The sequence below is a fragment of the Luteipulveratus flavus genome (genome assembly GCF_029439465.1).
GTDB lineage: Bacteria > Actinomycetota > Actinomycetes > Actinomycetales > Dermatophilaceae > Luteipulveratus > Luteipulveratus flavus.
Window position 1 is genome coordinate 63653 of the sequence record NZ_JAROAV010000027.1, and the last position, 23411, is coordinate 87063.

Annotated in this window: 22 protein-coding genes and 1 riboswitch; of the genes, 8 read left to right on the top strand and 14 right to left on the bottom strand. The window is 72.8% G+C overall.

Features of this window, described 5'->3' with window-relative positions; translation table 11 throughout:
• Positions 1-60: 60 nt before the first annotated feature.
• Positions 61-1740, top strand: coding sequence for a serine/threonine-protein kinase (locus P4R38_RS08525; protein WP_275238995.1), 1680 nt, complete (start codon positions 61-63; stop codon positions 1738-1740).
• Between the two features lie 7 nt (positions 1741-1747).
• On the opposite strand, the gene P4R38_RS08530 is transcribed toward P4R38_RS08525, so the two are convergent.
• The 3 genes from P4R38_RS08530 to lpdA all read right to left on the bottom strand — a co-directional run bounded on the left by P4R38_RS08530 (position 1748) and on the right by lpdA (position 6070).
• The gene (locus P4R38_RS08530; RefSeq protein WP_275238994.1) at positions 1748-2644 is read right to left on the bottom strand and encodes a TIGR01777 family oxidoreductase; all 897 of its coding nucleotides are present in this window, start codon (positions 2642-2644) and stop codon (positions 1748-1750) included.
• Positions 2645-2655: 11 nt separating this feature from the next.
• Positions 2656-4620, bottom strand: a complete 1965-nt coding sequence (sucB, locus tag P4R38_RS08535; protein WP_275238993.1) for a 2-oxoglutarate dehydrogenase, E2 component, dihydrolipoamide succinyltransferase — start codon at positions 4618-4620, stop codon at positions 2656-2658.
• A gap of 70 nt (positions 4621-4690) precedes the next feature.
• Positions 4691-6070: a dihydrolipoyl dehydrogenase gene (gene lpdA, locus P4R38_RS08540; RefSeq protein WP_275238992.1), complete on the bottom strand. Its 1380-nt coding sequence runs from the start codon at positions 6068-6070 to the stop codon at positions 4691-4693.
• A gap of 201 nt (positions 6071-6271) precedes the next feature.
• Here lpdA and P4R38_RS08545 point away from each other — a divergent pair, with 201 nt between their 5' ends.
• Positions 6272-6466: a DUF5302 domain-containing protein gene (locus P4R38_RS08545; RefSeq protein ID WP_275238991.1), complete on the top strand. Its 195-nt coding sequence runs from the start codon at positions 6272-6274 to the stop codon at positions 6464-6466.
• A gap of 65 nt (positions 6467-6531) precedes the next feature.
• Here P4R38_RS08545 and P4R38_RS08550 read toward each other — a convergent pair whose 3' ends face one another.
• Complete coding sequence (locus P4R38_RS08550) at positions 6532-8034, bottom strand: leucyl aminopeptidase (RefSeq protein WP_275238990.1); 1503 nt, start codon at positions 8032-8034, stop codon at positions 6532-6534.
• 90 nt (positions 8035-8124) lie between these two features.
• On the opposite strand from P4R38_RS08550, the gene gcvT reads away from it, so the two are divergent.
• Positions 8125-9231 carry a glycine cleavage system aminomethyltransferase GcvT gene (gene gcvT / locus P4R38_RS08555; RefSeq protein ID WP_275238989.1) on the top strand — a complete coding sequence of 369 codons (1107 nt, stop codon included), beginning with the start codon at positions 8125-8127 and terminating at the stop codon, positions 9229-9231.
• Between the two features lie 105 nt (positions 9232-9336).
• On the opposite strand, the gene P4R38_RS08560 is transcribed toward gcvT, so the two are convergent.
• Genes P4R38_RS08560 through P4R38_RS08585 form a run of 6 tightly spaced genes read right to left on the bottom strand, consistent with a single transcriptional unit; the run spans position 9337 to position 14974 of the window.
• Complete coding sequence (locus tag P4R38_RS08560) at positions 9337-10107, bottom strand: adenosylcobinamide-GDP ribazoletransferase (protein WP_277191849.1); 771 nt, start codon at positions 10105-10107, stop codon at positions 9337-9339.
• On the bottom strand, positions 10094-10654 hold the full coding sequence (locus P4R38_RS08565; protein WP_275238987.1) for a bifunctional adenosylcobinamide kinase/adenosylcobinamide-phosphate guanylyltransferase: 561 nt from the start codon (positions 10652-10654) through the stop codon (positions 10094-10096). Before P4R38_RS08565 ends, P4R38_RS08560 begins: the two co-directional genes overlap by 14 nt.
• 32 nt (positions 10655-10686) lie before the next feature.
• Positions 10687-11529, bottom strand: a complete 843-nt coding sequence (locus P4R38_RS08570) for an ECF transporter S component (protein ID WP_277191850.1) — start codon at positions 11527-11529, stop codon at positions 10687-10689.
• Positions 11526-13154, bottom strand: a complete 1629-nt coding sequence (locus tag P4R38_RS08575; RefSeq protein ID WP_277191851.1) for an ABC transporter ATP-binding protein — start codon at positions 13152-13154, stop codon at positions 11526-11528. The genes P4R38_RS08570 and P4R38_RS08575 overlap by 4 nt, the downstream gene beginning before the upstream one ends.
• Positions 13151-14275, bottom strand: coding sequence for a CbiQ family ECF transporter T component (locus P4R38_RS08580; RefSeq protein WP_277191852.1), 1125 nt, complete (start codon positions 14273-14275; stop codon positions 13151-13153). Before P4R38_RS08580 ends, P4R38_RS08575 begins: the two co-directional genes overlap by 4 nt.
• 12 nt (positions 14276-14287) lie before the next feature.
• Positions 14288-14974, bottom strand: a complete 687-nt coding sequence (locus tag P4R38_RS08585; protein ID WP_275238983.1) for an SCO2322 family protein — start codon at positions 14972-14974, stop codon at positions 14288-14290.
• Between the two features lie 82 nt (positions 14975-15056).
• Positions 15057-15195: riboswitch (cobalamin riboswitch) on the bottom strand.
• A 233-nt stretch (positions 15196-15428) separates the two neighbouring features.
• Here P4R38_RS08585 and P4R38_RS08590 point away from each other — a divergent pair.
• A complete protein-coding gene (locus tag P4R38_RS08590; protein ID WP_275238982.1) occupies positions 15429-16586 on the top strand; it encodes an NAD(P)-dependent malic enzyme in 1158 nt (385 codons plus the stop codon).
• 51 nt (positions 16587-16637) lie between these two features.
• Here P4R38_RS08590 and P4R38_RS08595 read toward each other — a convergent pair whose 3' ends face one another.
• The 3 genes from P4R38_RS08595 to P4R38_RS08605 form a co-directional block, all read right to left on the bottom strand.
• Entirely contained in the window at positions 16638-17249 is a 612-nt protein-coding gene (locus tag P4R38_RS08595) for a DUF937 domain-containing protein (RefSeq protein WP_275238981.1), read from the bottom strand.
• 88 nt (positions 17250-17337) lie between these two features.
• Positions 17338-18012, bottom strand: coding sequence for a response regulator (locus tag P4R38_RS08600; protein WP_275238980.1), 675 nt, complete (start codon positions 18010-18012; stop codon positions 17338-17340).
• On the bottom strand, positions 18009-19184 hold the full coding sequence (locus P4R38_RS08605; RefSeq protein ID WP_275238979.1) for a sensor histidine kinase: 1176 nt from the start codon (positions 19182-19184) through the stop codon (positions 18009-18011). The genes P4R38_RS08600 and P4R38_RS08605 overlap by 4 nt, the downstream gene beginning before the upstream one ends.
• Positions 19185-19330: 146 nt before the next feature.
• Between P4R38_RS08605 and P4R38_RS08610 the strand changes: the two genes are divergently transcribed.
• From P4R38_RS08610 to P4R38_RS08620, 3 genes are all read left to right on the top strand, one after another.
• Positions 19331-20227 (top strand): ABC transporter ATP-binding protein, encoded by an 897-nt coding sequence (locus P4R38_RS08610; protein WP_275238978.1) that lies wholly within the window; start codon positions 19331-19333, stop codon positions 20225-20227.
• Entirely contained in the window at positions 20224-21036 is an 813-nt protein-coding gene (locus P4R38_RS08615) for an ABC transporter permease (RefSeq protein WP_275238977.1), read from the top strand. Before P4R38_RS08610 ends, P4R38_RS08615 begins: the two co-directional genes overlap by 4 nt.
• Before the next feature lie 88 nt (positions 21037-21124).
• Entirely contained in the window at positions 21125-21340 is a 216-nt protein-coding gene (locus P4R38_RS08620) for a hypothetical protein (RefSeq protein WP_275238976.1), read from the top strand.
• A gap of 5 nt (positions 21341-21345) precedes the next feature.
• Here P4R38_RS08620 and P4R38_RS08625 read toward each other — a convergent pair whose 3' ends face one another.
• Positions 21346-21936 (bottom strand): DUF3043 domain-containing protein, encoded by a 591-nt coding sequence (locus tag P4R38_RS08625; protein WP_275238975.1) that lies wholly within the window; start codon positions 21934-21936, stop codon positions 21346-21348.
• Between the two features lie 79 nt (positions 21937-22015).
• Here P4R38_RS08625 and P4R38_RS08630 point away from each other — a divergent pair, with 79 nt between their 5' ends.
• Positions 22016-23380, top strand: a complete 1365-nt coding sequence (locus P4R38_RS08630) for a dipeptidase (RefSeq protein WP_275238974.1) — start codon at positions 22016-22018, stop codon at positions 23378-23380.
• Positions 23381-23411: the final 31 nt, after the last annotated feature.

A 23411-nucleotide genomic window follows, 5' to 3' on the forward strand; every position in this document is an offset into this window, starting at 1 on the left:
ACCTATCCCGGTGCCTGTGGACAACGTTTCGCAGCGTCGTTGGATGGCACTGTGTCCCTCATGCCGCTCGACCCGCCCACGTCGAATCCGCCTGTCCCGCCGGTGATCCCGGGCTTCCGTACGGGGCCGTTCCTCGGTGCCGGTGGCGCCGGCGAGGTGTGGACCGTCATCCGGGACAGCGACGGGGCGCGCCTCGCCGCGAAGATGCTGCACGACGGCGAGGACGCGGGTACGGAGCTGTCGTTGCTCGGACGGATCGAGCACGACCACGTGCTGCGGCTGCGGGACACCGTGCTGGTGGAGTCGGGCGGCGTTCGCCGGCTCGCGCTGATCACCGAGCTGGCCGAGGGCGGGTCGCTGGCCGACGCCATCGCGGGGCGCGGTCATCTCACCGTCGGCGAGCTCGTCACCGTGCTCTGCCCGGTCGCCCGCGCGGTCCACGACCTGCACTCCCTCGGCCTCGTGCACGGCGACCTCTCGCCGTCGAACATCCTGCTGACCGACGACGGACGGCCGTTGATCGCCGACCTCGGCGTGGCGCGGCTCGCCGGCATGAGCGACCCGCGGGTCTGGGGGACCGAGGGGTTCGTCGCGCCGGAGGTCCTCGACGGTGGCGTGCCTGAGCCGCCCGCCGACGTGTACGCCCTGGGCGCTGTCGCCTGGACGGCGCTGGTCGGGCGGCCGCCGGAGCCCGCCGCTCTGCGTCCGGGCCTGGACGAGGTGGCCCCGCAGGCCCCGCAGGCGCTGCGCGACCTCGTGCTGACCGCGCTCGCGCACACGCCGGAGTCACGGCCGGAGCCCGGCGAGCTCGCCCTGCGGCTCTGGGACATCGCGGCGCCGGAGCCGGCACCCGTCGCGGGTTCCACCGGCCGACGTGCGGCGCCGGCCGCGGATCCCGCCGCTGGTCTCACCCAGCGGATCAGGGAGCGGGCCGAGCCGGTCGCCGCGGTGGACGTCGTGGCGTGGTGGAGGCAGCCCCTCGTCGCGCGTACTGCAGTGGTCGCCGGTGTCATCGGTGCGGCGTGTGCCGGGTACGCGGCGATCGGCCCGTCGGCGACGGGCGCCGGGCCGAAGCCGCAGACCGTGTCGACGGCTCGACCGGGACCGAGTGCGACCAGTGGGACGCCGGCGACCGCCGCGCCGCGCTCGACGGCCCGGACACCGGTCTCCAGCACCGCGACGCCTCGACCGACGGCGACGCGCCTCACGAGCAGCGCTTCAACGGTGAGCAGGGTGCCGTCCCCGGCCCGTGCTGCGTCGACAGCGACAGCACGAGCCGCTGCTCCCGTGCCTCGTCCGAGCTCCCCGACATCCGGACATCCGAACGGCGTCCGTCACACCGCCGACCCGGCCTCGGCCGAGGCCGCCGGCAGCGATCCGGCGGGCGTGGTTCAGGCTCTGGCGGACGCCCGGGCGCGCGCCTGGATCTCCGGTCGGGAGAGCGACCTCGGCGGCGCGTTCGTGACGGGCTCTGCCGCCTGGACCCAGGACCGCGGCGACCTCCAGCGGGCCGCCGCACGCTCGGCACGGTACGAGGGACTGACCTTCACGGTGCGGCGCGCCGCCGTCGAGGTGGCCGGCGACCACGTCCTCGTCGACGTGATGGTCGACCGCTCGGCGTACACCCTGGTGGAGGGGAGCAGGCGGACCACGGTGCCGGCGAGTGCGGGGGAGCAGGCGGTGGTGACCCTGGGGTGGACGACGCACGGCTGGCGGATCGACACCTGGACGCCGCGCTGACCGGTCCTCAGTCGCGCAGTTCGCCGCGCAGCGCCTCGTCGAGCCCGGGATGCTCCCAGGTGAATCCCTGCTGCTCAAGCACCGACGGCCGCAGCCGCTGGCTGCCGAGAATGTCCTGCACCATCTCGCCGAGGACGACGCGCAACGCGAACGCGGGTGCAGGAAGGACGGCCGGTCGATGGACCGCGCGGCCCAGCGCGTGGGCGAAGTCCTTCTGGCGCACCGGCTCCGGCGCGGAGAGGTTGACCGGGCCGGTCACCTCGGGGTGGTCGATCAGATGGACGATGGCTCGGACCTCGTCGGTCAGGCTGATCCAGGACCACCACTGGCGCCCGTTGCCGAGTGGTCCGTTCAGGCCCAGCCGCGCCAGGGTCGCGATGCGTTGCAGCACCCCGCCGCGACGGGAGAGCACGAGTGAGGTACGGACGAACGCGGTCGGGCAGCCGGCCTCCACCGCCGGTGCGGCGGCCGCCTCCCAGTCCCGGACGAGGTCGGCGAGGAAGCCGTCGCCCTTGGCGCTGGTCTCGTCGAGGTCGTCGTCACCGCGGTTGCCGTAGTAGCCCATCGCCGACCCGCTGACGAGCCGGATCGGGTGGCCCTGCGCGGTCATGGCGTCCACCACGGTGCTCGTGCTGTCCAGCCGCGACCGGACGAGCGTGCGCTTGTAGGAGTCGGTCCATCGGTGGTCGCCCACCCCGGCACCGGCGAGGTTGACCACGGCGGTCACGCCCTCCAGGGCGGCCGGGTCGAGCTGGTGCCTGCTCGGGTCCCAGGTCACCTCGTGCGGCTCCCGCGCGGGCCGGCGCACGAGGTGCACCACCTCGTCCCCGCGGTCGCGCAGCGACGACGACAGCGCGCCGCCGATCAGTCCGGACGAGCCGGTGATGGCGACGCGCTGTGTCATGTTCGTCTCCCTCAGACCTCGAAGGCGCCCTCTTCGAGGCGCTCCTTGATCGCGGTCAGGAAGCGAGCGGCGTCGGCTCCGTCCACGATCCGGTGGTCGTAGGACAGCGCCAGGTAGACCATGGACCGGATCGCGATCGTCTCCCCGCCGTCGGCGTCGGTGACGACGACGGGCCGCTTGACGACCGCGCCCGTCCCGAGGATGCCGACCTGCGGCTGGTTGATGATCGGGGTGTCGAACAGCGCACCGCGGCTGCCGGTGTTGGTGAGCGTGAACGTGCCGCCACCGAGCTCGTCCGGCTTGACCTTGTTGTCGCGGGTGCGCTCGGCGAGGTCGGCGATCTTGCGCGCGAGACCGGCGATGTTCAGGTCACCGGCGTTCTGGACGACCGGGACGAACAGCCCCTTCTCCGTGTCGACCGCGATGCCGAGGTTCTCGCTCGCGTGGTAGACGATCGAGTCGCCCTCGACGCTGGCGTTGACCTGCGGGTACGCCTTGAGCGCTTCGACGGCGGCCAGGGCGAAGAACGGCAGGAAGCTCAGCTTCACGCCCTCGCGCTGCTCGAAGTCGGCCTTCGCGCGAGCGCGCAGACGGGCGATCTTGGTGACGTCGACCTCGAGGACCGTCGTCAGCTGGGCGGAGACCTGCAGCGACTCGACCATCCGGGTGGCGATGAGCTTGCGCATCCGGCTCATCTTCTCGGTGGTCCCACGCTTCGGTGAGACGGCGGCGAGCGTCTTGCTCGCACCGCCACCGCCACCGCTCGGAGCGGCGGCGGCGGGAGCCGGCTCGGCCTGCGCCGGCGCAGCAGCAGCCTCGGCGGCGGCGAGCACGTCCTGCTTGCGGATGCGGCCACCGACCCCGGTACCGGTCACGCCGGCGAGGTCGACGTTCTTCTCCGACGCCAGCTTGCGGACCAGCGGCGTGACGTACGCGGCAGCGTCTCTGCCCTCGTCGCCACCGGCTGCCGTGCCCGAACCGGACGGCGCGGTGGAGGTGCTCGAGGCGGGGGCGGCCTGCTGGGTAGGCGGCTGCGCGGACACCGGCTGCTGCGGCGCACCCTGGGCGGCCGGCTGCTCGGCGCGGTTCTCCTCCGCGGGCTGCGGGGTGGGCTCGTCCTCGGCCGGCTGCTCGGTGGAGGGCGCCTTCTGCGCGTCGGATGCCGAGGACTGCTCCGGCTCGGCCGCCTTCGGCTCGGGCTCGGACTGCTTCTGCTCGGGCTCGGCGGGCGTCTCCTCCTGCGGAGCCGGCTTCTCCTCCTGCGGGGCTGCGGCGCCACCACCGGCGGCCTGACCGCCGACGATCGCCAGGTCGGCGCCGACCGGGACGGTCTCGTCCTCCTGGACCAGGATCTTGGTCAGCGTGCCTGCGGCCGGTGAGGGGATCTCGGTGTCGACCTTGTCGGTGGACACCTCCAGCAGCGGCTCGTCGACGGCCACCTCGTCACCCTCGGCCTTGAGCCAGCGGGTGATCGTGCCCTCGGTGACGGACTCGCCGAGCGCCGGCATGGTCACGGTCTCGCCACCGCTCACCTCGCCACCGCCCTGCGCCTGGCCGCCCTCGGCCGGCTGGCCGCTCCCGCCTTCCGAGGAGGACTCGCCACCGGAGGTCGGCGCGGGGGTCGACGCAGGCTGCTCCGCCTCGGCAGGCTGTTCCGCCTCGGCAGGCTGCGCCTGCTCGGCGCTGTCGTCAGCCTTCTGCTCCGGCTCCGACGCCTGCCCATCACCGGAGGGAGCGGCACCGTCCCCGACGACCGCGAGGTCGGCGCCGACCGGAACGGTCTCGTCCTCCTGGACGAGCACCTCCTGCAGCGTGCCCGCGACGGGGGAGGGGATCTCGGTGTCGACCTTGTCGGTCGAGACCTCCAGCAACGGCTCGTCGACCGCCACCTCGTCGCCGACGTTCTTCAGCCACCGGGTCACGGTGCCCTCGGTGACGGACTCTCCGAGGGCGGGCATGGTCACACGTTCAGACATGGGTGACAGTCTCCTGGATCTGGTGGCGGATGTGCAGTGTTGTCGGCGCGGGTGTCATGGAGATCATCCGTCAGCTGTGCAGGTGGAGCGGCTTGCCGGCGAGGGCGAGATGGGCCTCGCCGAGCGCCTCGTTCTGCGTCGGGTGGGCGTGGATGAGCTGCGCGACGTCGTCGGGCAGGGCCTCCCAGCCGACGATGAGCTGTGCCTCGCCGACCTGCTCGCCCATCCGGGCACCGACCATGTGGACGCCCACGACGGGACCGTCCTTGGCGCGCACGAGCTTCACGAAGCCCTGGGTACCCAGGATCTGGCTCTTGCCGTTGCCGCCGAGGTTGTACTCGACCGTCTCGACCTCGCCGTGCGCCTCCTTGGCCTGGGCCTCGGTGAGGCCGACCGAGGCGATCTCGGGGTCGCAGTAGGTGACTCGCGGGATGCCGGACTCGACGATGGGTGCCGGCGACAACCCGGCGATCTCCTCGGCGACGAAGATGCCCTGGGCGAACCCGCGGTGCGCCAGCTGGAGACCGGGGACGATGTCGCCGACGGCGAAGACACCCGGGACGTTGGTGCGCAGGCGCTCGTCGGTGAGGACGAACCCGCGCTCCATCGCGACGCCGACCTCGTCGTACCCGAGGCCGTCGGTGACCGGGCCGCGACCGACCGCGACCAGCAGGAGGTCGGTCTCGATGCTGTCGCCGGACTCCAGCGAGACGGTGACGACGTCGCCCTTCTGCGTGGCGCCGGTGAACTTCACGCCGGTCTTGAACGCGATCTTGCGCTTGCGGAAAGAGCGCTCCAGCTGCTTGGAGACGGCCTCGTCCTCGGCCGCCACGAGCCGGGGGAGCGCCTCCACGATGGTGACCTCGGCGCCGAACGACCTGAAGACGGAGGCGAACTCGACGCCGATCACGCCGCCGCCGAGGACCACGACACGGCTGGGGACGTGGTCGAGGGTCAGGGCCTGCTCGCTGGTGACGATGCGGCCGCCGATCTCCAGGCCGGGCAGCGTACGGGCGTACGAGCCGGTCGCCAGCACGACGTGCTTGCCGGTGAGGACACGGTCCCCGACGGTCACCGAGCTCGGACCGGTGAGCCGGCCGGCGCCTTCGACGTACTCGACCTTGCGCGCCTTCACCAGACCCTGCAGGCCCTTGTGCAGACGGCTGACGACGCCGTCCTTGTAGCGGTGCACGCCGCTCATGTCGACCGACTCGAAGGTGGTCTTGACCCCGAACGACTCACCGTGCCGGGCGGAGTCGGCGACCTCGGCGGCGTGCAGCAGCGCCTTGGTCGGGATACAGCCCTGGTGCAGGCAGGTCCCGCCGAGCTTGTCCTTCTCGACGAGTGCGACCGACAGGCCGAGCTCGGCCGCGCGCAGCGCGCAGGCGTATCCGCCGCTGCCGCCTCCGAGGATGACGATGTCGTGGGTCGGTGCGGCCTCTGCCGTCATGGTGCCAACGCTCCCTTGCGTCTGTGCGGTCGTCCGGCGCGACCCGACGTCCTGGCGGGCCGACGCTGAGCCCATCTTGGCACCCGGCTCTCGAGCGCCATCACCGAGGTGGTGCGCCGATCGGGCAATTGCCTGGCGGGCCGAGCCGAGCGCGTGCGAGAGTGACGGCACGCCCAGGAGCCCAACGATCAGGAGGACACCATGGCTGACGGATCAGACCAGAACGCCGGACCGGACGAGGACACCAAGCGCAAGTTCCGCGAGGCGCTGGACAAGAAGAAGTCCCACGGCGGCAGCGACGTGTCCGACCACTCCGCGCGCAGCAAGGTGCACGGATCCCACGGTCCGGAGACCAGCGGCGCGCAGCAGATGTTCCGCCGCAAGTCCGGGGGCTGAGGCCACCAGCACGACGAGAGGGGCCGGTTCGCAGACGCGAACCGGCCCCTCTCGTCGTGTCTTCCTCAGGCGTGGTCCTGGGCCAGGCCGACGAGGGTCCGCACGCCGAACCCGGTGGCGCCCTTGGGCGTGTAGCCGTGCGCGGACGACTCGTTGAACGCCGGACCGGCGATGTCGATGTGCACCCACGGCAGCGGCTTGCCGTTCTTGCCGTCGCCGACGAACTCGCGCAGGAACAGCGCCGCCGTGATGGCGCCGCCCTCCTTCTGGCCGGTGTGCTTGACGTCCGCGACGTCGGAGTCCATGTGCTTGCGCAGCTCCTCACGCAGCGGCATCGCCCAGGCGTCCTCGCCGACGCGCCCCGCAGTCGCGATGACCTGGTCACGGGTCGTGTCGTCGTTGCCGAGAACCGCCGCGACCTGACCGCCGAACGCCATCACGGCCGCGCCGGTCAGGGTGGCGATGTCGATGACCAGGTCGGGCTGCTGCTCGGAGGCGTACGAGAGGCCGTCCGCCATGACGAGGCGGCCCTCGGCGTCGGTGTTGATGATCTCCACGCTCTTGCCGTTGCGCATCGTGACGACGTCTCCGGGGCGCTGGGCGTCCGAGCCGGTCATGTTCTCGGCCAGGCAGAGGTAGACGGTCATCGCGACGGGCAGGCCGAGCCGGGCGACGGCGTCGACCGCCGCGGCCGCGGCCGCGGCGCCGGCCATGTCGCACTTCATGGTCACCATGCCGGTGGCGGGCTTGATGCACAGGCCACCGGAGTCGAAGGTGATGCCCTTGCCGACGACCGCGATGTGCCGGGTCGCCTTCGCGGGCTTGTACGTCAGCGTGACCAGGCGCGGCAGGCGGGACGAGCCACGCCCGACCCCGATCAGACCACCGCAGCCGGCCTTGGCCAGCGCCTTCTCGTCCATGACGTCGACCTTGACCTTGGTGCCCTGCAGGCGCTGGCGGGTCGCGTCGGCGAAGGACTCGGGGTAGAGGTCGTTCGGCGGGGTGTTCACCAGGTCGCGGGCCCACGCCTGGCTGTCGGCGACGACCTCGGCCCGGTGCACCGCGTCCTTGACGGCCGTCTCGCCGGCCTGTCCGCTCAGGACGGTCAGCCGCTCGACCGGCGCCTTCGCGCCACCCTTCTTGCGGTACGCGGTGAAGGCGTAGGCGCCGAACAGCGCGCCCTCGGCGGCCGCACCGGCCAGCTCGGCGTCCGAGCCGGGGGCGGCGACGGCCGCGTGCCCGGTGTCCGCCAGGCCGCGGACGGCCGAGCCGACCGCACGGCGGACCGACTCGTGGTCGGTGGCGGTGGGCTCATGGTCCAGGCCCGTACCGGCGACGACCACGATGGGAGCAGTCACGCCGGGCACCCCGGTGAGCTTGATGGCCTCGTCCGCGCCGCCCTTGGCGCCGATCGCGGTCAGGGTGGCGCCGATGTGGTCCACGGACTCGGAGGAGAGCCCGTCGGTGCTGGCCAGGCGTACGCCGTCGTCGAGCGTGACGGACAGGAGCACCAGCACGTCTGCCTTCACCTCGCCGGTCTTCTGGTCCGTCAGCGTCAACGTCGTCACAGTGATTGCCTCCCGGCTCTCGTTCGGAGGACCGGCTGCGTTGTCGGTCCCAGGCGAGGATAACGAGGTGCCCGGCGATACCGTTCGCGCATGACAGGTGACCCCTTGAAGACCTCCCCGCTGCACGACCGCCACACGGCGCTGCGGGCCAAGATGGCCGACTTCGGCGGCTGGGAGATGCCCATCGAGTACCCGGGTGGCGGCGTCCTGCGCGAGCACACCGCCGTACGCGAGCGCGTCGGCATCTTCGACGTGAGCCACCTCGGCAAGGCACTGGTCAAGGGCGCGGGCGCCGCGGACTTCGTCAACTCCTGCTTCACCAACGACCTGCGCAAGGTCGAGCCCCCGAAGGCGCAGTACACGATGTGCTGCGACGAGGAGACCGGCGGCGTCGTCGACGACCTGATCCAGTACTTCAAGGCCGAGGACGAGGTCTTCCTGGTCCCCAACGCCGCCAACACCGCCGAGGTCGTCCGGCGCATGAACGCCGTGGTGCCGCAGGGCATCTCGGTCACCGATCAGCACTCGGACTTCGGGATCATCGCCGTCCAGGGCCCGCGATCGGTCGAGGTGGTCGAGGCGCTCGGCCTGCCGACCGACCTGGAGTACATGTCCTTCACCGAGGCCGACTGGCAGGGCCGCCCGGTCATCGTGCTGCGGTCCGGCTACACCGGCGAGAAGGGCTTCGAGCTGGTGCCGCGCTGGGAGGACACGCCGGCGCTGTGGGACGCGCTCGTCGAGGCGATGCAGCCGTACGACGGTCTCCCGTGCGGTCTCGGCGCCCGCGACACGCTGCGGACCGAGATGGGGTACGCCCTCCACGGTCACGAGCTGACGATGGACATCACCCCGAACATGGCCCGCGCCGGCTGGGCCGTCGGCTGGAAGAAGGAGAGCTTCTGGGGCAAGAAGGTCCTCGAGGCGCAGCGCGCCGAGAAGACCTGCCGCCTGTCCTGGGGCCTGCTCGCGACCGGCCGCGGCATCCCGCGCGCCGAGTGCGAGGTGAAGAACGCCGACGGCACGGTCATCGGCGTCGTCACCTCCGGCACCATGTCGCCCACCCTGAAGCAGGGCATCGCCCTCGTGCTCCTGGACCGGGGCGCCGAGGAGGGTGACGAGGTCGTCGTCGACGTACGCGGACGCGACGTGCCCGCGAAGGTCGTCAAGCCCCCGTTCGTCCAGGTCGAGACCGCCTGAGCGACCGGGGCTGAACGACCCTCTCCGGTGCAGACGTCCCCGCACGTGCAGGGACGTCTGCACCGGAGAGAGTCGGCTGACCGAGAAAGCGGCGTCGAGCCCGGGTCAGATCAGGGCGGTGGCGACCAGCAGCCCCCCGGCGAGGGCGATCTCGACGACCGCGCCGAGCACGTCGCCCGTGATGCCTCCCAGACGTCGGCGGCACCGGAGCAGGACGGGCACGGCGGCCAGCGGGCCGACGGCGACCACGACCGGACCGGCCCACCACCCGGCTCCGGTCAGCCCGGTGGCGAGCGCGGCGGCGCATCCGACGACGACCGTCGCGGCCGCTGCCCTGACCGGCGGGACGGTGCCGGCCACCAGCGCGCCGAGGCCACCGGGTCGCGCTGCCGGGAGGCCGCGGACGCAGGCCCACGTCAGGGCCAGCCTGCTGCCCACCAGCGCGACGGCCGCCAGCGTCGGACCGCCGCGAGCGTCCAGCACGGACGCCGCGCACGCGATCTGCAGCGCCAGCACGAGCAGCAGCGCCGACGCACCCGCGGGTCCCACGTCGCCGGTGCGCATGACCTCCAGCGCCCGGTCGCGGTCGTAGGAGGCGGCGAGGCCGTCGACCGTGTCGGCCAGCCCGTCCAGGTGGAGCGCCCGGGTACCGACGGCCAGCGTGCCGACGGCCAGCACGGACAGGACGAGAGCTCCGAGGCCGAGCGCCCGACCGGTCGCCACGACGGCAGCAGTGGGAACCAGCAGGACGAGCGCGGCGAACGGTGCGAGCAGCATCGCGCCGGAGGCGGTGGAGCGGGTCACGGCGCGGGGCGCGGGAACCCGCACGGCGGTCAGGGTGCCGACCGCGAGGCGAACGGCGTCAGGCAAGCGCACCCGGCACGACGGGAAGGCCGCTGAGGTCGACCACGCGGCCGGCGACGACGAGATGGACGCGGTCGCTCACCGAGCTCAGCGTGGCGTTGACCCGGCCGAGCGCATCACCGAAGAGGCGTCCGGATGAGGTCTGCGGGACCACGCTCATGCCGACCTCGTTGGTCACGGCGACGATGTCGTACGGCGCGTTGATCCACAGGGCGACCAGCTCGGTGCAGCGCTCCTGCACGAGGGTGAGGGCCTTGTCGCGGTCCTCCCACGCCTCGGCCTCGTCGATGAGCGCGGTGACCCAGTTGCCGATGCAGTCCACCAGGGTGGGCGTCCGCGCGGCGAGGATCGCGTGGGTGACGTCGCTGCTCTCGACGGTGGTCCAGGTCTCGGGGCGGCGGTCCTGGTGGTGCTTCACCCGCGCCGCCCAGTCACTGTCGTCGGAGTCCGCGCGCGGCCCGGTCGCGATGTAGGTGACGGCGGGCTCGTCGATCAGCAGGCTCTCGGCATGACGGCTCTTGCCGCTGCGTGTCCCACCGAGGATGAGTGTGGTCGTCATCGTGCCTCCTACCATCCCCGAGAGCGCTGCGGTCACTGTAACCCTCGGCCGGCGTCCTGCCGCGGACCGCGCGGTACGTCGCCCGGAGCCGGGACCGTGCCGAAAGAAGCCCGCCGCACCGCCCGCCGGAGCGCGAGCAGCACCGGACGCGCGGCGACGAGCACCAGGACGGCGGTGAGCACGCCGCGCGGGAGGTCCCAGCCGAGGGAGGTCAGCCCGTAGAAGACGCCGTAGTGCGCGAGCTGGGTGCCGAGCGGGTCGCCCGCGTCGAAGCCCGCGCCCGCCGGAGCGGAGCTGCCGAGGAACGGCCAGAACCACAGGTTCATCACCGCGCCGTAGAGCAGGCCGGTGAGGAGTCCGTACGCCGCGAGCAGCCAGCGCTCGGCACGCTCGCCGACCCGGGGGAGGAGCGCCGCCCCGAGGCCGACCCAGCCCGTGGCGAGCATCTGGAACGGGGTCCAGGGTCCGACGCCGCCGGTCAGGAAGGCGCCGGTGACGATCGCGAGGGCACCGAGCAGGAACCCCGCGGTGCGGCCGAGGACGCGGCCGCCGAGGACGACGAGGAAGAACATCGGCTCCAGCCCGGCGGTCCCTGCCGACAGCACCCGCAGGGCGCCGCCCATCGCCGCGAGCACGCCGAGCGTCGCGACGACCTTCGCGTCGAGCCCGCCCCGGGACAGCTCGGCCAGGAGCACGCACCCGAGCAGCCCGACCAGCACCGGGAACAGCCAGGGCGTGCTGTGGTCGCCGGTGAGCGCGGACCGGGAGTCGACGAGGAAGGGCCAGGTGAACGACAGCACGCCGACGAGGGTGACCAGGGTCATGGCGATGGTCGACGTCCGGCGCCAGCGGACGATCTCGGGCGTCGGCGTCACGGTCGGGCCTCGGCGGTCTCCGGCTCAGAGAGCGGCACCTCGTCCACAGTGAGGTAGTGCGCCGGGTGCATCACCTTCGCGACCTGAGGTGCGAATGCCGGTGAGTCGCAAAGGATCTCACGCGCAGGTCCGTCCCCGATGATCTCGCCGTCGGCGAGCAGCAGCACGTCGTCGGCCGCCTCCGCCGCCATCTCCACGTCGTGGGTCGCCATCAGGACGGCGTGGCCGTGCTCAGCGAGCTCGCGCAGGACGCCACCGAGCCGCTCCTTCGCGGTGTAGTCCAGGCCGCGGGTCGGCTCGTCGAGCAGCACCAGGGCCGGCTCGCCGGTCAGCACGACCGCGAGCGCGAGCAGGACCCGGCCACCCTCGGACAGGTCGCGCGGATGGGCGTCCGGGTCGAGGTGCGGCGCGATGCGAAGCAGCAGTGACGCGCAGGTACCGGCCGGTCGACCGAAGTCGACGTCGGCGGCGGCGCACTCGCGGGCGACGCTGTCGTGGTAGAGCAGGGAGGCGGCGTCCTGGGGGACCAGGCCCACCGCGTGCACCAGCCGGCGCGGCGGGGTGCGCGAGGGGTCGAGGTCGTCCACGCGGACGGCGCCCGAGGTCGGCGTGAGCAGCCCGGCGAGGCAGCCGAGCAGCGTCGACTTGCCGGCGCCGTTGCGGCCCATCAGCACACTGACGCGCCCGGTGCGGATGGTCAGGTCGACCTCACCGAGGACCGTCGTACCCCGGCGGCGCAGGTGCAGCCGCCGGGTCGTCGCGGCGGCGCTGCCCTCCGCGAGCGGCCGGTCGGCGACCCGCGGTGCCGGCACCGCGGGTAGGCGGTCGCGTGCCGCCCGTCGCCGCGCGTCGCGGATCGACAGGGGAAGCGGGTCCCAGCCCAGCCGCCGGCCGAGTCGCACGACCGGTGGCGCGATCGTCGAGCGGGTCATGGCCTCCTGCGGGGTGAGCATCGGCGAGACCACGCCGTTCTCGACCAGCAGCACGCTGTCGGCGTGGTGCACCACCCGCTCGAGCCGGTGCTCGGCGAGCACGACGGTCACGCCGAGGTCGTGGACCAGCCGGTGGACGGCGGCGAGCACGTCCTCCGCCGAGACCGGGTCGAGCGAGGAGGTGGGCTCGTCCAGGACGAGGACCCGAGGTCCGGCGGCCAGCACGGACGCGACGGCGACCCGCTGCTGCTGACCACCGCTGAGCTCGCGCAGCGGTCGTGCGCGCAGGTCGGCGACGCCCAGGACGTCCAGGCTCTCCTCGACGCGGCGACGCATCGCCGACGGGCTCAGCCCGAGCGTCTCCAGGCCGTACGCGATCTCCTCCTCGACGGTCTCGGTGACGAAGCCCGCGACGGGGTCCTGCCCGACCATGCCGACGACCTGCGACAGGTCGCGCGGTCGGTGCTCGCGGGTGTCGCGCCCGTCGACGAGGACCTGACCCTCCAGGCGTCCGCCCGTGAAGTGGGGGACCAGGCCGTTGAGGGTGCGCAGCAGGGTGGACTTGCCGCTGCCGGTCGGACCGACCACGAGCACCAGGTCGCCCTCGGGGACGCGGATGCGACCGGTCTGCAGGTGAGGCCGGGTGGCGCTGTCGGGGTCGTACGTCACGCGCACGTCGATGAGCTCGATCATGCCTGCGCCACCTCCCTGGCGCGGTCCTCGAGCGCGGCCCGCCGGGGCGGTCGAGGGGACAGGACACCGGCGAGCAGCGGGGCGAGCAGGGCAGCGGCGAGGGGGAGCGACACGACCGGCCAGGTGGCCGGGACCTGCGGAGGGACGATCCCGGCAGCGTCCCGGGCGGCGGCCGTGCTCAGCGCCACCGCGGCGACCGCGGACGACGCGATCACCAGCGTCTCGGGGGCGCGCCACGGGTCTCGTCGGTAGGGCGTCCGGCGGTCACGGCGGGACCCGGTGAGCAGCGCCGCCACGGCGCAGGCACTGCCCACGGCCAGCACGGGCAGGCCCAGGGCGGCCGGCGTGCTGGAGTCCAGGAGGCCGTAGACCCCGACCAGTACGCCCCCGAGGCCGACCATCGTCAGCGCGACCGACCGCCGGTGCTCCTTCTGAGCGAGGGTCACCCGGCCGTAGCCGCGCGACTCCATGGAGGCGGCCAGCGCGAGCGACCGGTCCAGCGAGCTCTCCAGGACCGGGACGACCAGCCGGGCCACCTCCCGGACGCCGCGGCCGTCGTGGCCGCGCAGCCGGCGTGCCGTACGGACCCGGCGGGCGTCGTCGGCCAGCTGCGGGACGTAGGTGAGCGCGACCACGACCGCGGTCCCGACGTCGTACAGGGTCGCGGGGACGTACCGCAGCAGCCGCCGCGGATCGGCCAGGACGTTGCACGCACCCACGCAGACCAGGATCGTGGCCAGCTGCAGCCCGTGGTAGACCGCATCGAGCAGGGCCTCGAGCTGGACCGGACCGCCGAGGCGGACGCCGGCCATCCAGTCGGGGAGCGGCACCTCGGGGAGGTCGACGAGTACGGTGCGGCCGCCGATCGCGCTACCGAGCAGGATCGTCATGACCACCCGGATGGCGACCGCGGTCAGCGCGATGGCGAGGAAGACGCCCATCGTGCTGCTCGCCCCGGTCTCGCGACGCTGCACCACGACCCAGCCGACGACGGCCAGCAGGAGCAGCAGGTAGACCGGGTTGGTGGTGCGGGACGCGGCCGCCGCGAGCAGCAGACCCCACGCCCACCACGCCACCGGGTGCAGCAGGCGGGGTCGGGAGAGGCGGTCTGCCGGGCTCACGAGCGGAGCAGGTCAGGCGGTGCCCGTACGCCGGCGGCGCGCGACGGTCACGAGGGCGCCGATCAGCAGCAGCACCGCGATGCCGGCGACCACGAACACGGTGGTGCGGGTGCCGGAGTCGTCGGACTTCTCCTGCGCCGCCACCGGGATGGCGACAGTGTCGTCAGTGGCCTTCGCCGCCGCGCTGACGTTCTGGACGGGTCCGCCGCAGCCCGAGGCCGGCCAGCCGTCGACCCCGCAGACGAGGCTCTTGTCGGTACGGACCGAGGACACCGCGGCCAGCACGTCCGCGCCGGTGGCCGCAGCCGGGACCTGGGTGCAACGGGCCGCGGGCTTCGGCGGGGTGCCGGACTCGGCGTCGGCGGCGCGGCCGTAGTCGAGGACGACCGCGACCCGCTTGGTGCCGGGCTTGGCCGGGATCCCCGCGCAGGCCTTCTCGAACGTCACGGTCCCTCGCGGCGCCCGGCTGTCGGTCTCACCCGCGACCGCCCAGCGCCAGCCCTCGACCGAGCCGTCGGCGGGCTTGGTGTCGGCGGGCCCCTTCTGCGCGAAGGACCACGACGTGCCCTTGAGCTGGAAGTAGCCCCAGAAGCGGTAGGTCGCGGCCGATGCCGAGGGTGCTGCGGCCAGACCGCTGAGGGTCAGGGCGGCGACGAGGGAGACCAGCAGCATCACGCGGCCGGATCGGGCGGTCTTCATGGCGGTGCCTCCTGCCGGATCGAGGACGGCAGGAGACCAGGGTCTCGGGGCCGGCTCGTCCGCACTACGCGACGGATCTTCGATGAGCCGAGCCTGGCGGGAGGTGCTCCGGCTCGCGTCCGAGGACGCACACGGTTGCGCGACAGCGCCGGAGTCACACCGGCTTCCCCTGTCCGACAGGTGTTCGGTGCAGGAACAGTCCCACCCGGGCGCGAGGTTGTCAAAGACACGGCTCGGGCGTGAAGAAGACGTGAATTTGACGGATGACGCGATATTCGTCGGGTCGATCCTGTCCGCCCATCGGCAAGTCGTGGAGTTCTTGCGGTCGGTGTGCCAAGGTTTCGGCAGCAGCGGATGACCCCGCCACGACCGAGCGCCACACCCGGCCGATCCGGCACCGACCGTCGGCGTCCTGCCCGACGCCATCCCGCCCGCTCCACGAGGTGATCTCCCGATGACCGCACTGGCCCCTTCGCCCGGCCCCGACACCAGCGGACCCGTCTTCCACGCCCACGAGGGCGGCAAGCTGGAGTCCGTCCCGACCAAGCCGCTGAACAACCGCGACGACCTGTCCCTCCTCTACACCCCGGGTGTCGCCGACGTGTGCCGGGCGATCGCGCAGGACCCCTCTCTCGCGCACCGGTACACCACGCGCAAGAACACGGTGGCCGTCGTCACCGACGGCAGCGCCGTGCTCGGGCTCGGCAACATCGGCCCGGTGGCCGCGCTGCCGGTCATGGAGGGCAAGGCCGTCCTGTTCAAGCAGTTCGGCGGCGTCGACAGCGTGCCGGTGTGCCTGGAGACCGGCGACGTCGACGAGCTGGTCGAGGCCATCGCCCGGATCGCGCCGACGTACGGCGGGATCAACCTGGAGGACATCTCGGCGCCGCGCTGCTTCGAGATCGAGCGCCGGCTGCAGCAACGACTCGACATCCCGGTCTTCCACGACGACCAGCACGGCACCGCGATCGTGGTGCTGGCGGCCCTGATGAACGCCGCGAAGGTCGTCGACCGCGCGCTCGAGGGGCTGCGCGTCGTGATCTCCGGTGCCGGTGCGGCCGGGGTCGCCATCGCCGCCCTGCTGCGCCGCAGCGGTGTTCACGACGTCGTCGTGTGCGACTCCCGCGGCATCATCGAGCCCGGCCAGGAGCAGCTAGCCGACCACAAGCGCCGGCTCGCGGCGACCACCAACCCGCGCGGGCTGCGCGGTGGCATCGGGGACGCCCTGCGGGGTGCCGACGTCTTCGTCGGCGTCTCGGGCGGGACGGTCGCCGAGGAGCTCATCGCCACGATGGCGCCGGAGTCGATCGTCCTCGCGCTGGCCAACCCCGACCCCGAGGTCCACCCGGACGTCGCGGCCCGGCACGCCGCCGTCGTCGCGACCGGGCGCTCGGACTTCCCGAACCAGATCAACAACGTGCTCGCCTTCCCAGGTCTGTTCCGGGGCGCGCTGGACTCCGGTGCCGCGGCGATCACCGAGACCATGAAGATGGCGGCGGCGACGGCGATCGCGAGGCTCGTCGAGCACCCCACCGCGCAGGAGATCGTGCCGTCGGTGTTCGACCCCCGGGTCGCACCGGCCGTCGCGCGCGCGGTCGCGGACCGCGCCTGACCGACCCGACGGGTGCCCGCCGCGAGGTGCGGGCGCCCGTCCGGGCCGGGCTCAGACTTTGCGACCTCCGCCGAGCAGGCCGCCGAGGATGTCGCCGATCCCGCCGCTCCCGCCGGACCCGGCCGATCCGCCGCCGCCGAGCAGGCCGCCGAGGACGTCGGCGAGCCCACCACCGCCCCGCGACGACTGCTGGCCCTGGGTGTCCGACGTCTGCTGCGTGGGAGCGGGCTGGGACTGGGTCTGGCCGCCGCTGAGTCCGCCCCCGGTGCCGCCCTTGAGGATCTTGTTGGACAGGTAGGACAGCACGATCGGCGCGAGGATCGGCAGCAGCTTCTTCATCAGCGCGTCGCCGCCGCCGCTCCCGCCCAGGCCGCCGAGCCGACTCACGACCGCGTCCTGGTGGTCGCCGAAGACGTGACCGACGATGGCCTGGCCCTCGTCGGGGTCCACCTGGGTCGGCGACGGCACGCCGCCCTGGTGCTGGCCGAGCGCCTCGTCGAGCGAGGCCGCTCCGCCCGGGTCCTGGGCGTTGGCCTGCATACCGCTGAGCAGCGCCGGGACCGCCTGCGCAGCGGCGTCACGGGTCGTCGCCTCGTCGGCGCCCACCTGCGCGGCCAGCTGGTCGATTGGGATCTGCGTGAGAATGTCGTCGACTGCACTCATCGGGAACCCTCCTGCCGGGCCGGCCCAGTGCCGGCCGTGCGACCACCCTAGGGAGGCGGGCGCCGTACGTCACCGGTCGCGAGCGACGTCAGGCGAGCCGGGCGTCGTGCACCAGCAGGGCGATCTGCACCCGGTTGGCCGCGTCCAGCTTGGTCAGCAGCCGCGAGACGTGGGCCTTCACGGTCGGGACGCTCATGTACAGCTCGCGGCTGATCTCCGCGTTCGACCATCCCTTGCCGACGGCGAGGGCGACCTCGTGCTCGCGCTCGGTGAGCACCGCCAGGCGGGCCCGCGCGCGGTGCACCCGGTCGTCGTCGCCGGTCGAGCCGATGCGGGCCATCAGGGAGGCGGTCACCTGCGGGGACAGGATCGGGTCGCCCGCCGCGACGGTCCGTACCGCGGCGACGAGCCTCTCCGGCGGCGTGTCCTTGAGCAGGAAGCCGCTGGCGCCGACCTGCACTGCGCGCACGATCATGTCGTCGGTGTCGAACGTGGTCAGGACGATCACGCGGACGCGGTCGCCGTAGGTCGACACGAGTCGGTCCGTGGCGGCGATCCCGTCCAGCCGCGGCATCCGGATGTCCATGAGCACGACGTCCGGTGACAGCCGCTCGGTGAGGGCGATGGCCTCCTCGCCGTGGCCGGCCTCGCCGACGACGTCGACATCGCTCGCCCCGCCGAGGATCATCTTCAGGCCGGCGCGCACCAGGCCGTCGTCGTCCACCAGAAGGACCCGGATCGTCTCGGGCGCGTCGGTCGTCACGTCGCCCACGGTAGCCACGCCGACAGGACGAAGTGCTGGCGCCGGTCGACGCCGTACCGCAGCTCACCGCCGGAGAGCACGGCGCGCTCGGTGAGGCCGATCAGACCGAGGCCGGACGACGGCAGCGGCTCGACCTCCTGGTGGGGCGGCTCCGGGTTGCGGACCTCCAGGAGCAGCCGGCCACCGGGCTCGCCGGCGATCTCGACGATCACCGGTGCGCCGGGGGCGTGCTTGGCGGCATTGGTGAGACCCTCCTGGATGATCCGGTAGGCGTGCCGCGAGATCGGCTCGGGGAGTCCGGACGGGTCCGTGTGGACCCGCAGGTCGATGTGGGCACCGCCGCGACGCGCCGACTCCACCAGCGCCTCGACGTCGCACAGCACCGGCTGCGGTGCCTCCGGCTCGCCCGGCGCCTCGTTCCCGCGCAGGACTCCGAGGACCTCACGCAGCTCGGTGAGTGCGTGATGGGCGTTCTCCTGGATGACGCCCGCGGCGGTACGTACCTCGGTCGCGCTGAGGTCCTGGCGGTAGGCCAGGGCCCCGGAGTGCACGGCCACCAACGAGATCCGGTGCGCGAGCACGTCGTGCATCTCGCGCGCGATCCGGGCTCGCTCGCCGACCTTGGCCCGCGCGACCAGGAGTGCCTGCTCCCGCTCGGCGGTCTCGGCACGCGCGCGCAGGCTGGCGAGGAGCTCACGGCGCGCCCCGATCGCCAGTCCGGTGGCGACGCAGACCGCGGTGGCCAGCAGGGTGAGGACGACGTTGGTGATCCGGTCGGAGAGGGCGTCCTGGCTGGGGAACAGCAGCGCGAAGATCAGGCTGGACAGGATCCACAGGACCGTCATCGGGACGATCTGCCGCCACCGGCGGTGCGTGCACAGCGAGATGAGGGCCAGGCCGGCCGCGCCCGCCGGCGAGACCGCGACCGCGGAGACCGCCACGAGAGTCCCGGTGATCGCCACCGGCCACCGCCGACGCCACAGCAGCAGACCGAGGCTCAGGACACCCAGCGCGAGATCGACGAACGGCCACACGTCGCCGTGCTGGTAGTGCTGGGTGCGGTCCTCGGCCTGCGCGGCCGCGAGCAGGAGCAGGCCGGACACCGCGGCGGCGAGGATGCGCCAGGTCTCACCCCACAGGTGGCGGGCTCGGCTGGTCGTCGGTGCGGACACGTTGCCGAGGCTACGGCCGATCGCGCCGGCCGCGACCGCTGTCCGGCCGACGATGGACCTCCGGCCGCGAGACGTCGACCAAAGTCGTACGCGCATCAGCCCCGTGGCCGATGCGGGCAGCCCGGCCGCGCCGGGAGGCTGGAGCCATGATCACAGCTGAGAACCTGACGAAGCGGTACGGGGGATACACCGCCGTCGACGACGTCACCTTCGAGGTGCGTCCCGGCACGGTGACCGGATTCCTCGGCCCCAACGGAGCAGGCAAGTCGACCTGCATGCGGATGATGTGCGGCCTCACGCCGCCGACGGCCGGCGCCACGACCGTGCTCGGCAAGCCCTACGCCGCGCTGCCTAACCCCGGGCGGCACGTCGGCGTCCTGCTGGATGCCTCGGCGCAGCACACGGGCCGCACGGGCCGGGAGGTGCTGACCCTCGGTGCCATGGTCATGGGCCTGGACCGCAGCCGCGTCGACGAGATGCTCGACCTGGTCGGCCTCACGGAGTCCGAGTCGGGCCGCCGGATCGGCAACTACTCGCTCGGCATGCGCCAGCGCCTGGGCATCGCCCACGCCCTGCTCGGTGACCCGCAGGTGCTCATCCTGGACGAGCCGGCCAACGGCCTGGACCCGGCGGGCATCCGCTGGATGCGCGGCCTGCTGCGCGGGTACGCCGACGAGGGCGGCACGGTGCTGCTGTCGTCCCACCTGCTGCACGAGATCGAGGTGGTCGCCGACGAGCTGGTCGTCATCGGGCGCGGGCGCATCGTCGCCCAGGGCAGCAAGGCCGAGCTGATGGCGTCCTCCGGCACCACCGTCCGGACGACCGACGACGCCGCGTTCGCGGGTCGGCTGCAGGAGGCCGGGCTCCAGGTGACCGCCGCGCCGTCGGGCCTGCTGGTCCAGGCCGAGCCGCTGCAGATCGGCACGCTCGCCGCGACCCACGGGGTCGTGCTGGTGGAGCTGAAGGAAGCCGGGTCGGCCGGGCTGGAGGAGATGTTCCTCCAGCTCACGGCGGACGACGCACGCGAGGAGGTCGCAGCATGAGCACCGTCGAGCAGACAGCGCCCGGTCGGACCGGAGTCCGGCTCCCGTCGCGGTTGAACCTGCCCGAGCCCACCAGGGTCCCGTTCACCCGGCTGACCGCCGTGGAGCTGCGCAAGCAGCTGAACACCCGCGCCGGCCGGTGGCTGCTGGCCGCGATCGGCGTCGTCACCGCCGCGATCGTCGCCATCATGCTCTTCTCGGGCCAGGCGGACGACGGCAAGAACTTCGGGGACTTCGTCGCCGCGACGGTCATCCCGCAGAGCATCCTGCTCCCGATCCTCGGCGTACTGGCCGTGACGTCCGAGTGGTCCCAGCGCACCGGTCTGGTGACGTTCACGCTGGAGCCGCACCGGGCCCGGGTCGGCTGGGCCAAGCTCGTCTCGGCCGTTCTCCTCGGACTGGCGACGGTCGTCGCGGCGCTCGTGCTGGCGGCGCTCGCGACCTTCCTGTGCCAGGCGATCCGCGGGAGTGACCCGACCTGGGTGGAGTGGAAGCCGCTGCTCGGCGTCCTCATCGGCCAGCTCTTCGTGGTCCTGCAGGGCGTGGCGTTCGGCATGATCCTGCAGAACACCCCGGCGGCCGTGGTCAGCTACCTGGTCATCCCGACGCTGTGGACCGTGGTCGGCAGCGCGGTCAGCTGGCTGCACACCGCCTCGAAGTGGCTCGACATCAACCAGGCGCTCCAGCCGGTGTACGACGGCACCGTCCACGGCGACCAGTGGGCGAAGGTCGCGGTGGCGGGCGCGGTCTGGGTGCTCCTGCCGCTGCTCGCCGGCATGTGGCGCCTGCGTCGCAGCGAGGTCAAGTAGTCGTCAGGAGCACGGCACGACGCAAGCCGGTGGAGCCGCTCGGGGGCTCCACCGGCTTGCGTCATGTGCTGCTGCCTAGGCTGAGGGCATGACCGGATCGTGGCGCTGGACGTACGAGGACGAGACCGGAGCACCGGTCACCGGGGACTCCCTGGTGGCGACGGGGTTCCCGACGCAGAGCGACGCCGAGTCGTGGCTGGGGGAGCAGTGGCGTGATCTCGCCGAGCACGGCGTGAGCGCGGTGACCCTGCACGAGGGCGACACGCCGGTGTACGGCCCGATGAGCCTGTCCGACGGGTCCTGAGCCGGCTACTTCCAGGACTTGTCGCCGCGGGCGACCTGCGGCTTGGGCATCCGCGACATGCGCATCTGGAACGACCGCATGATCGTGTAGGACGCCGAGCCGCGCGGCGGCTCCTCGCCGAACTTCGCCACGATCGCCTTCTTCGTCCGCCGCCACAGCAGGTAGGCGTCCGCGATCCCGACCAGCACGATGGCCCAGACCGCGAGGATGGCGACCATCTGGATCGCCGGCACAGCGGACCCGGCGAACATCAGCACCAGCACGATGAGCATCAGCGGCAGCAGGATCTCGCCGATGTTCCAGCGCGCGTCGACGGTGTTGCGGATGAACCGCTTCACCGGTCCGCGGTCGCGGGCCGGCAGCGCCGACTCCTCGCCTCGGTTCATCGCGTCCCGGCGCTGCATCCGCTGCGCACGGGCGGAGTCGCGGGAGGCCTGCTTGGCGGCCTTGCGGTCGGTGGGGACCAGCGGCTTGCGCCGGGCGGCCTCCTGGTCGCGCCGCTTCGGGGTGGGCTTGTTCTTGGCCCCCGGGCGCTCGGTCACGTCGGGCTCGGGGTCGACCGGGGCCTCGTTCTTGTCCTTCTGGCGGCGAAACACGCAGACACCTTAATCCGCGCGAGCCGTTCCGCCGACATCGGTGACATCCTCCGGCCCGGTCCTGGCTACGGTGTGCCGGGTGAGCCCTGTAGACCTTCCCGCCGACCGACTCGACGCGCTGCGCTCCTCCGTCGCAGACCTGATGCCCGGGATCCGCCGTGACCTCGAGGACCTGACCCGGATCCCGAGCGTCTCGCTGAACTCTTTCGACCAGAAGCACGTCGACGAGAGCGCCGAGGCCGTCGCGGCGCTGCTGCGCGCCGAGGGGCTGGAGGTGGAGATCGTCCGCGAGGGCGGTGCTCCCGCGGTGATCGGCCACCGGCCGGCACCCGACGGCGCCCCGACCGTGCTCCTGTACGCGCACCACGACGTCCAGCCGCCCGGTGACGACAAGGACTGGGACACCAAGCCCTTCGAGCCGACCGAGCGCGACGGGCGGCTGTACGGCCGCGGTGCCGCCGACGACAAGGCCGGTGTCATGGCGCACGTCGCCGCCCTGCGCGCGCACGGCCAGGAGCCGCCGGTCGGCGTGACGATCTTCGTCGAGGGCGAGGAGGAGGTCGGCTCCGACTCGCTCGCCACGATCCTGGAGCGGCACGGCGAGCGGCTGCGCGCGGACGCGATCGTGCTGGCGGACTCCACCAACTGGGACGTCGGCACGCCCGCCCTGACCACCACGCTGCGCGGCATGATCCGGGTCGCCGTCACCGTCCGGACCCTGGACCACTCGGTGCACTCCGGCATGTTCGGCGGACCCGTGCCGGACGCGATCACCGCGCTCGTCCGGCTCCTGGCGAGCCTGCACGACGACGCCGGCGACGTCGCGGTCGAGGGCCTGGCCGGGGGCGAGGCCGCGGAGCTGGACTACCCCGAGTCACGGCTGCGGGCCGAGAGCGGCCTGCTCGAAGGGGTGGAGCTGATCGGCTCCGGCTCGATCCTGGCGCGGTTGTGGACCAGGCCGTCGATCACCACGATCGGGATCGACGCCCCGGCGGTCGACACCTCGTCCAACACGCTCGTCCCGAGTGCGCGGGCCAAGGTCTCCGTGCGCCTCGCGCCCGACCAGGACCCGCGACAGGCGTACGAGGCGGTCCGCACGCACCTGGAGAAGAACACCCCCTGGGGCGCCCGGGTGGAGCTGACCCTCGACGACGAGGGGTCCGGCTTCAGCGCGGACGCCGACGGGCCGGTGTACGACGAGGCCCGCGCCGCGTTCTCCGACGCCTGGGGCGAGAAGCCGGTCGACATCGGCGTCGGCGGCTCGATCCCGTTCGTCGCCGCGTTCGCCGAGAAGTTCCCCGACGCGGCGATCCTGGTCACCGGCGTCGAGGACCCCGACACCCGCGCCCACGGCGCCAACGAGAGCCTGCACCTCGGGGAGTTCGAGAAGGTGTGCGTGGCCGAGGCGGTGCTGCTCGAGCGGCTCGGCCGGATGACCTCCTGAGGCTGCCGCCGGACCCCGCCCGCGGCGTACG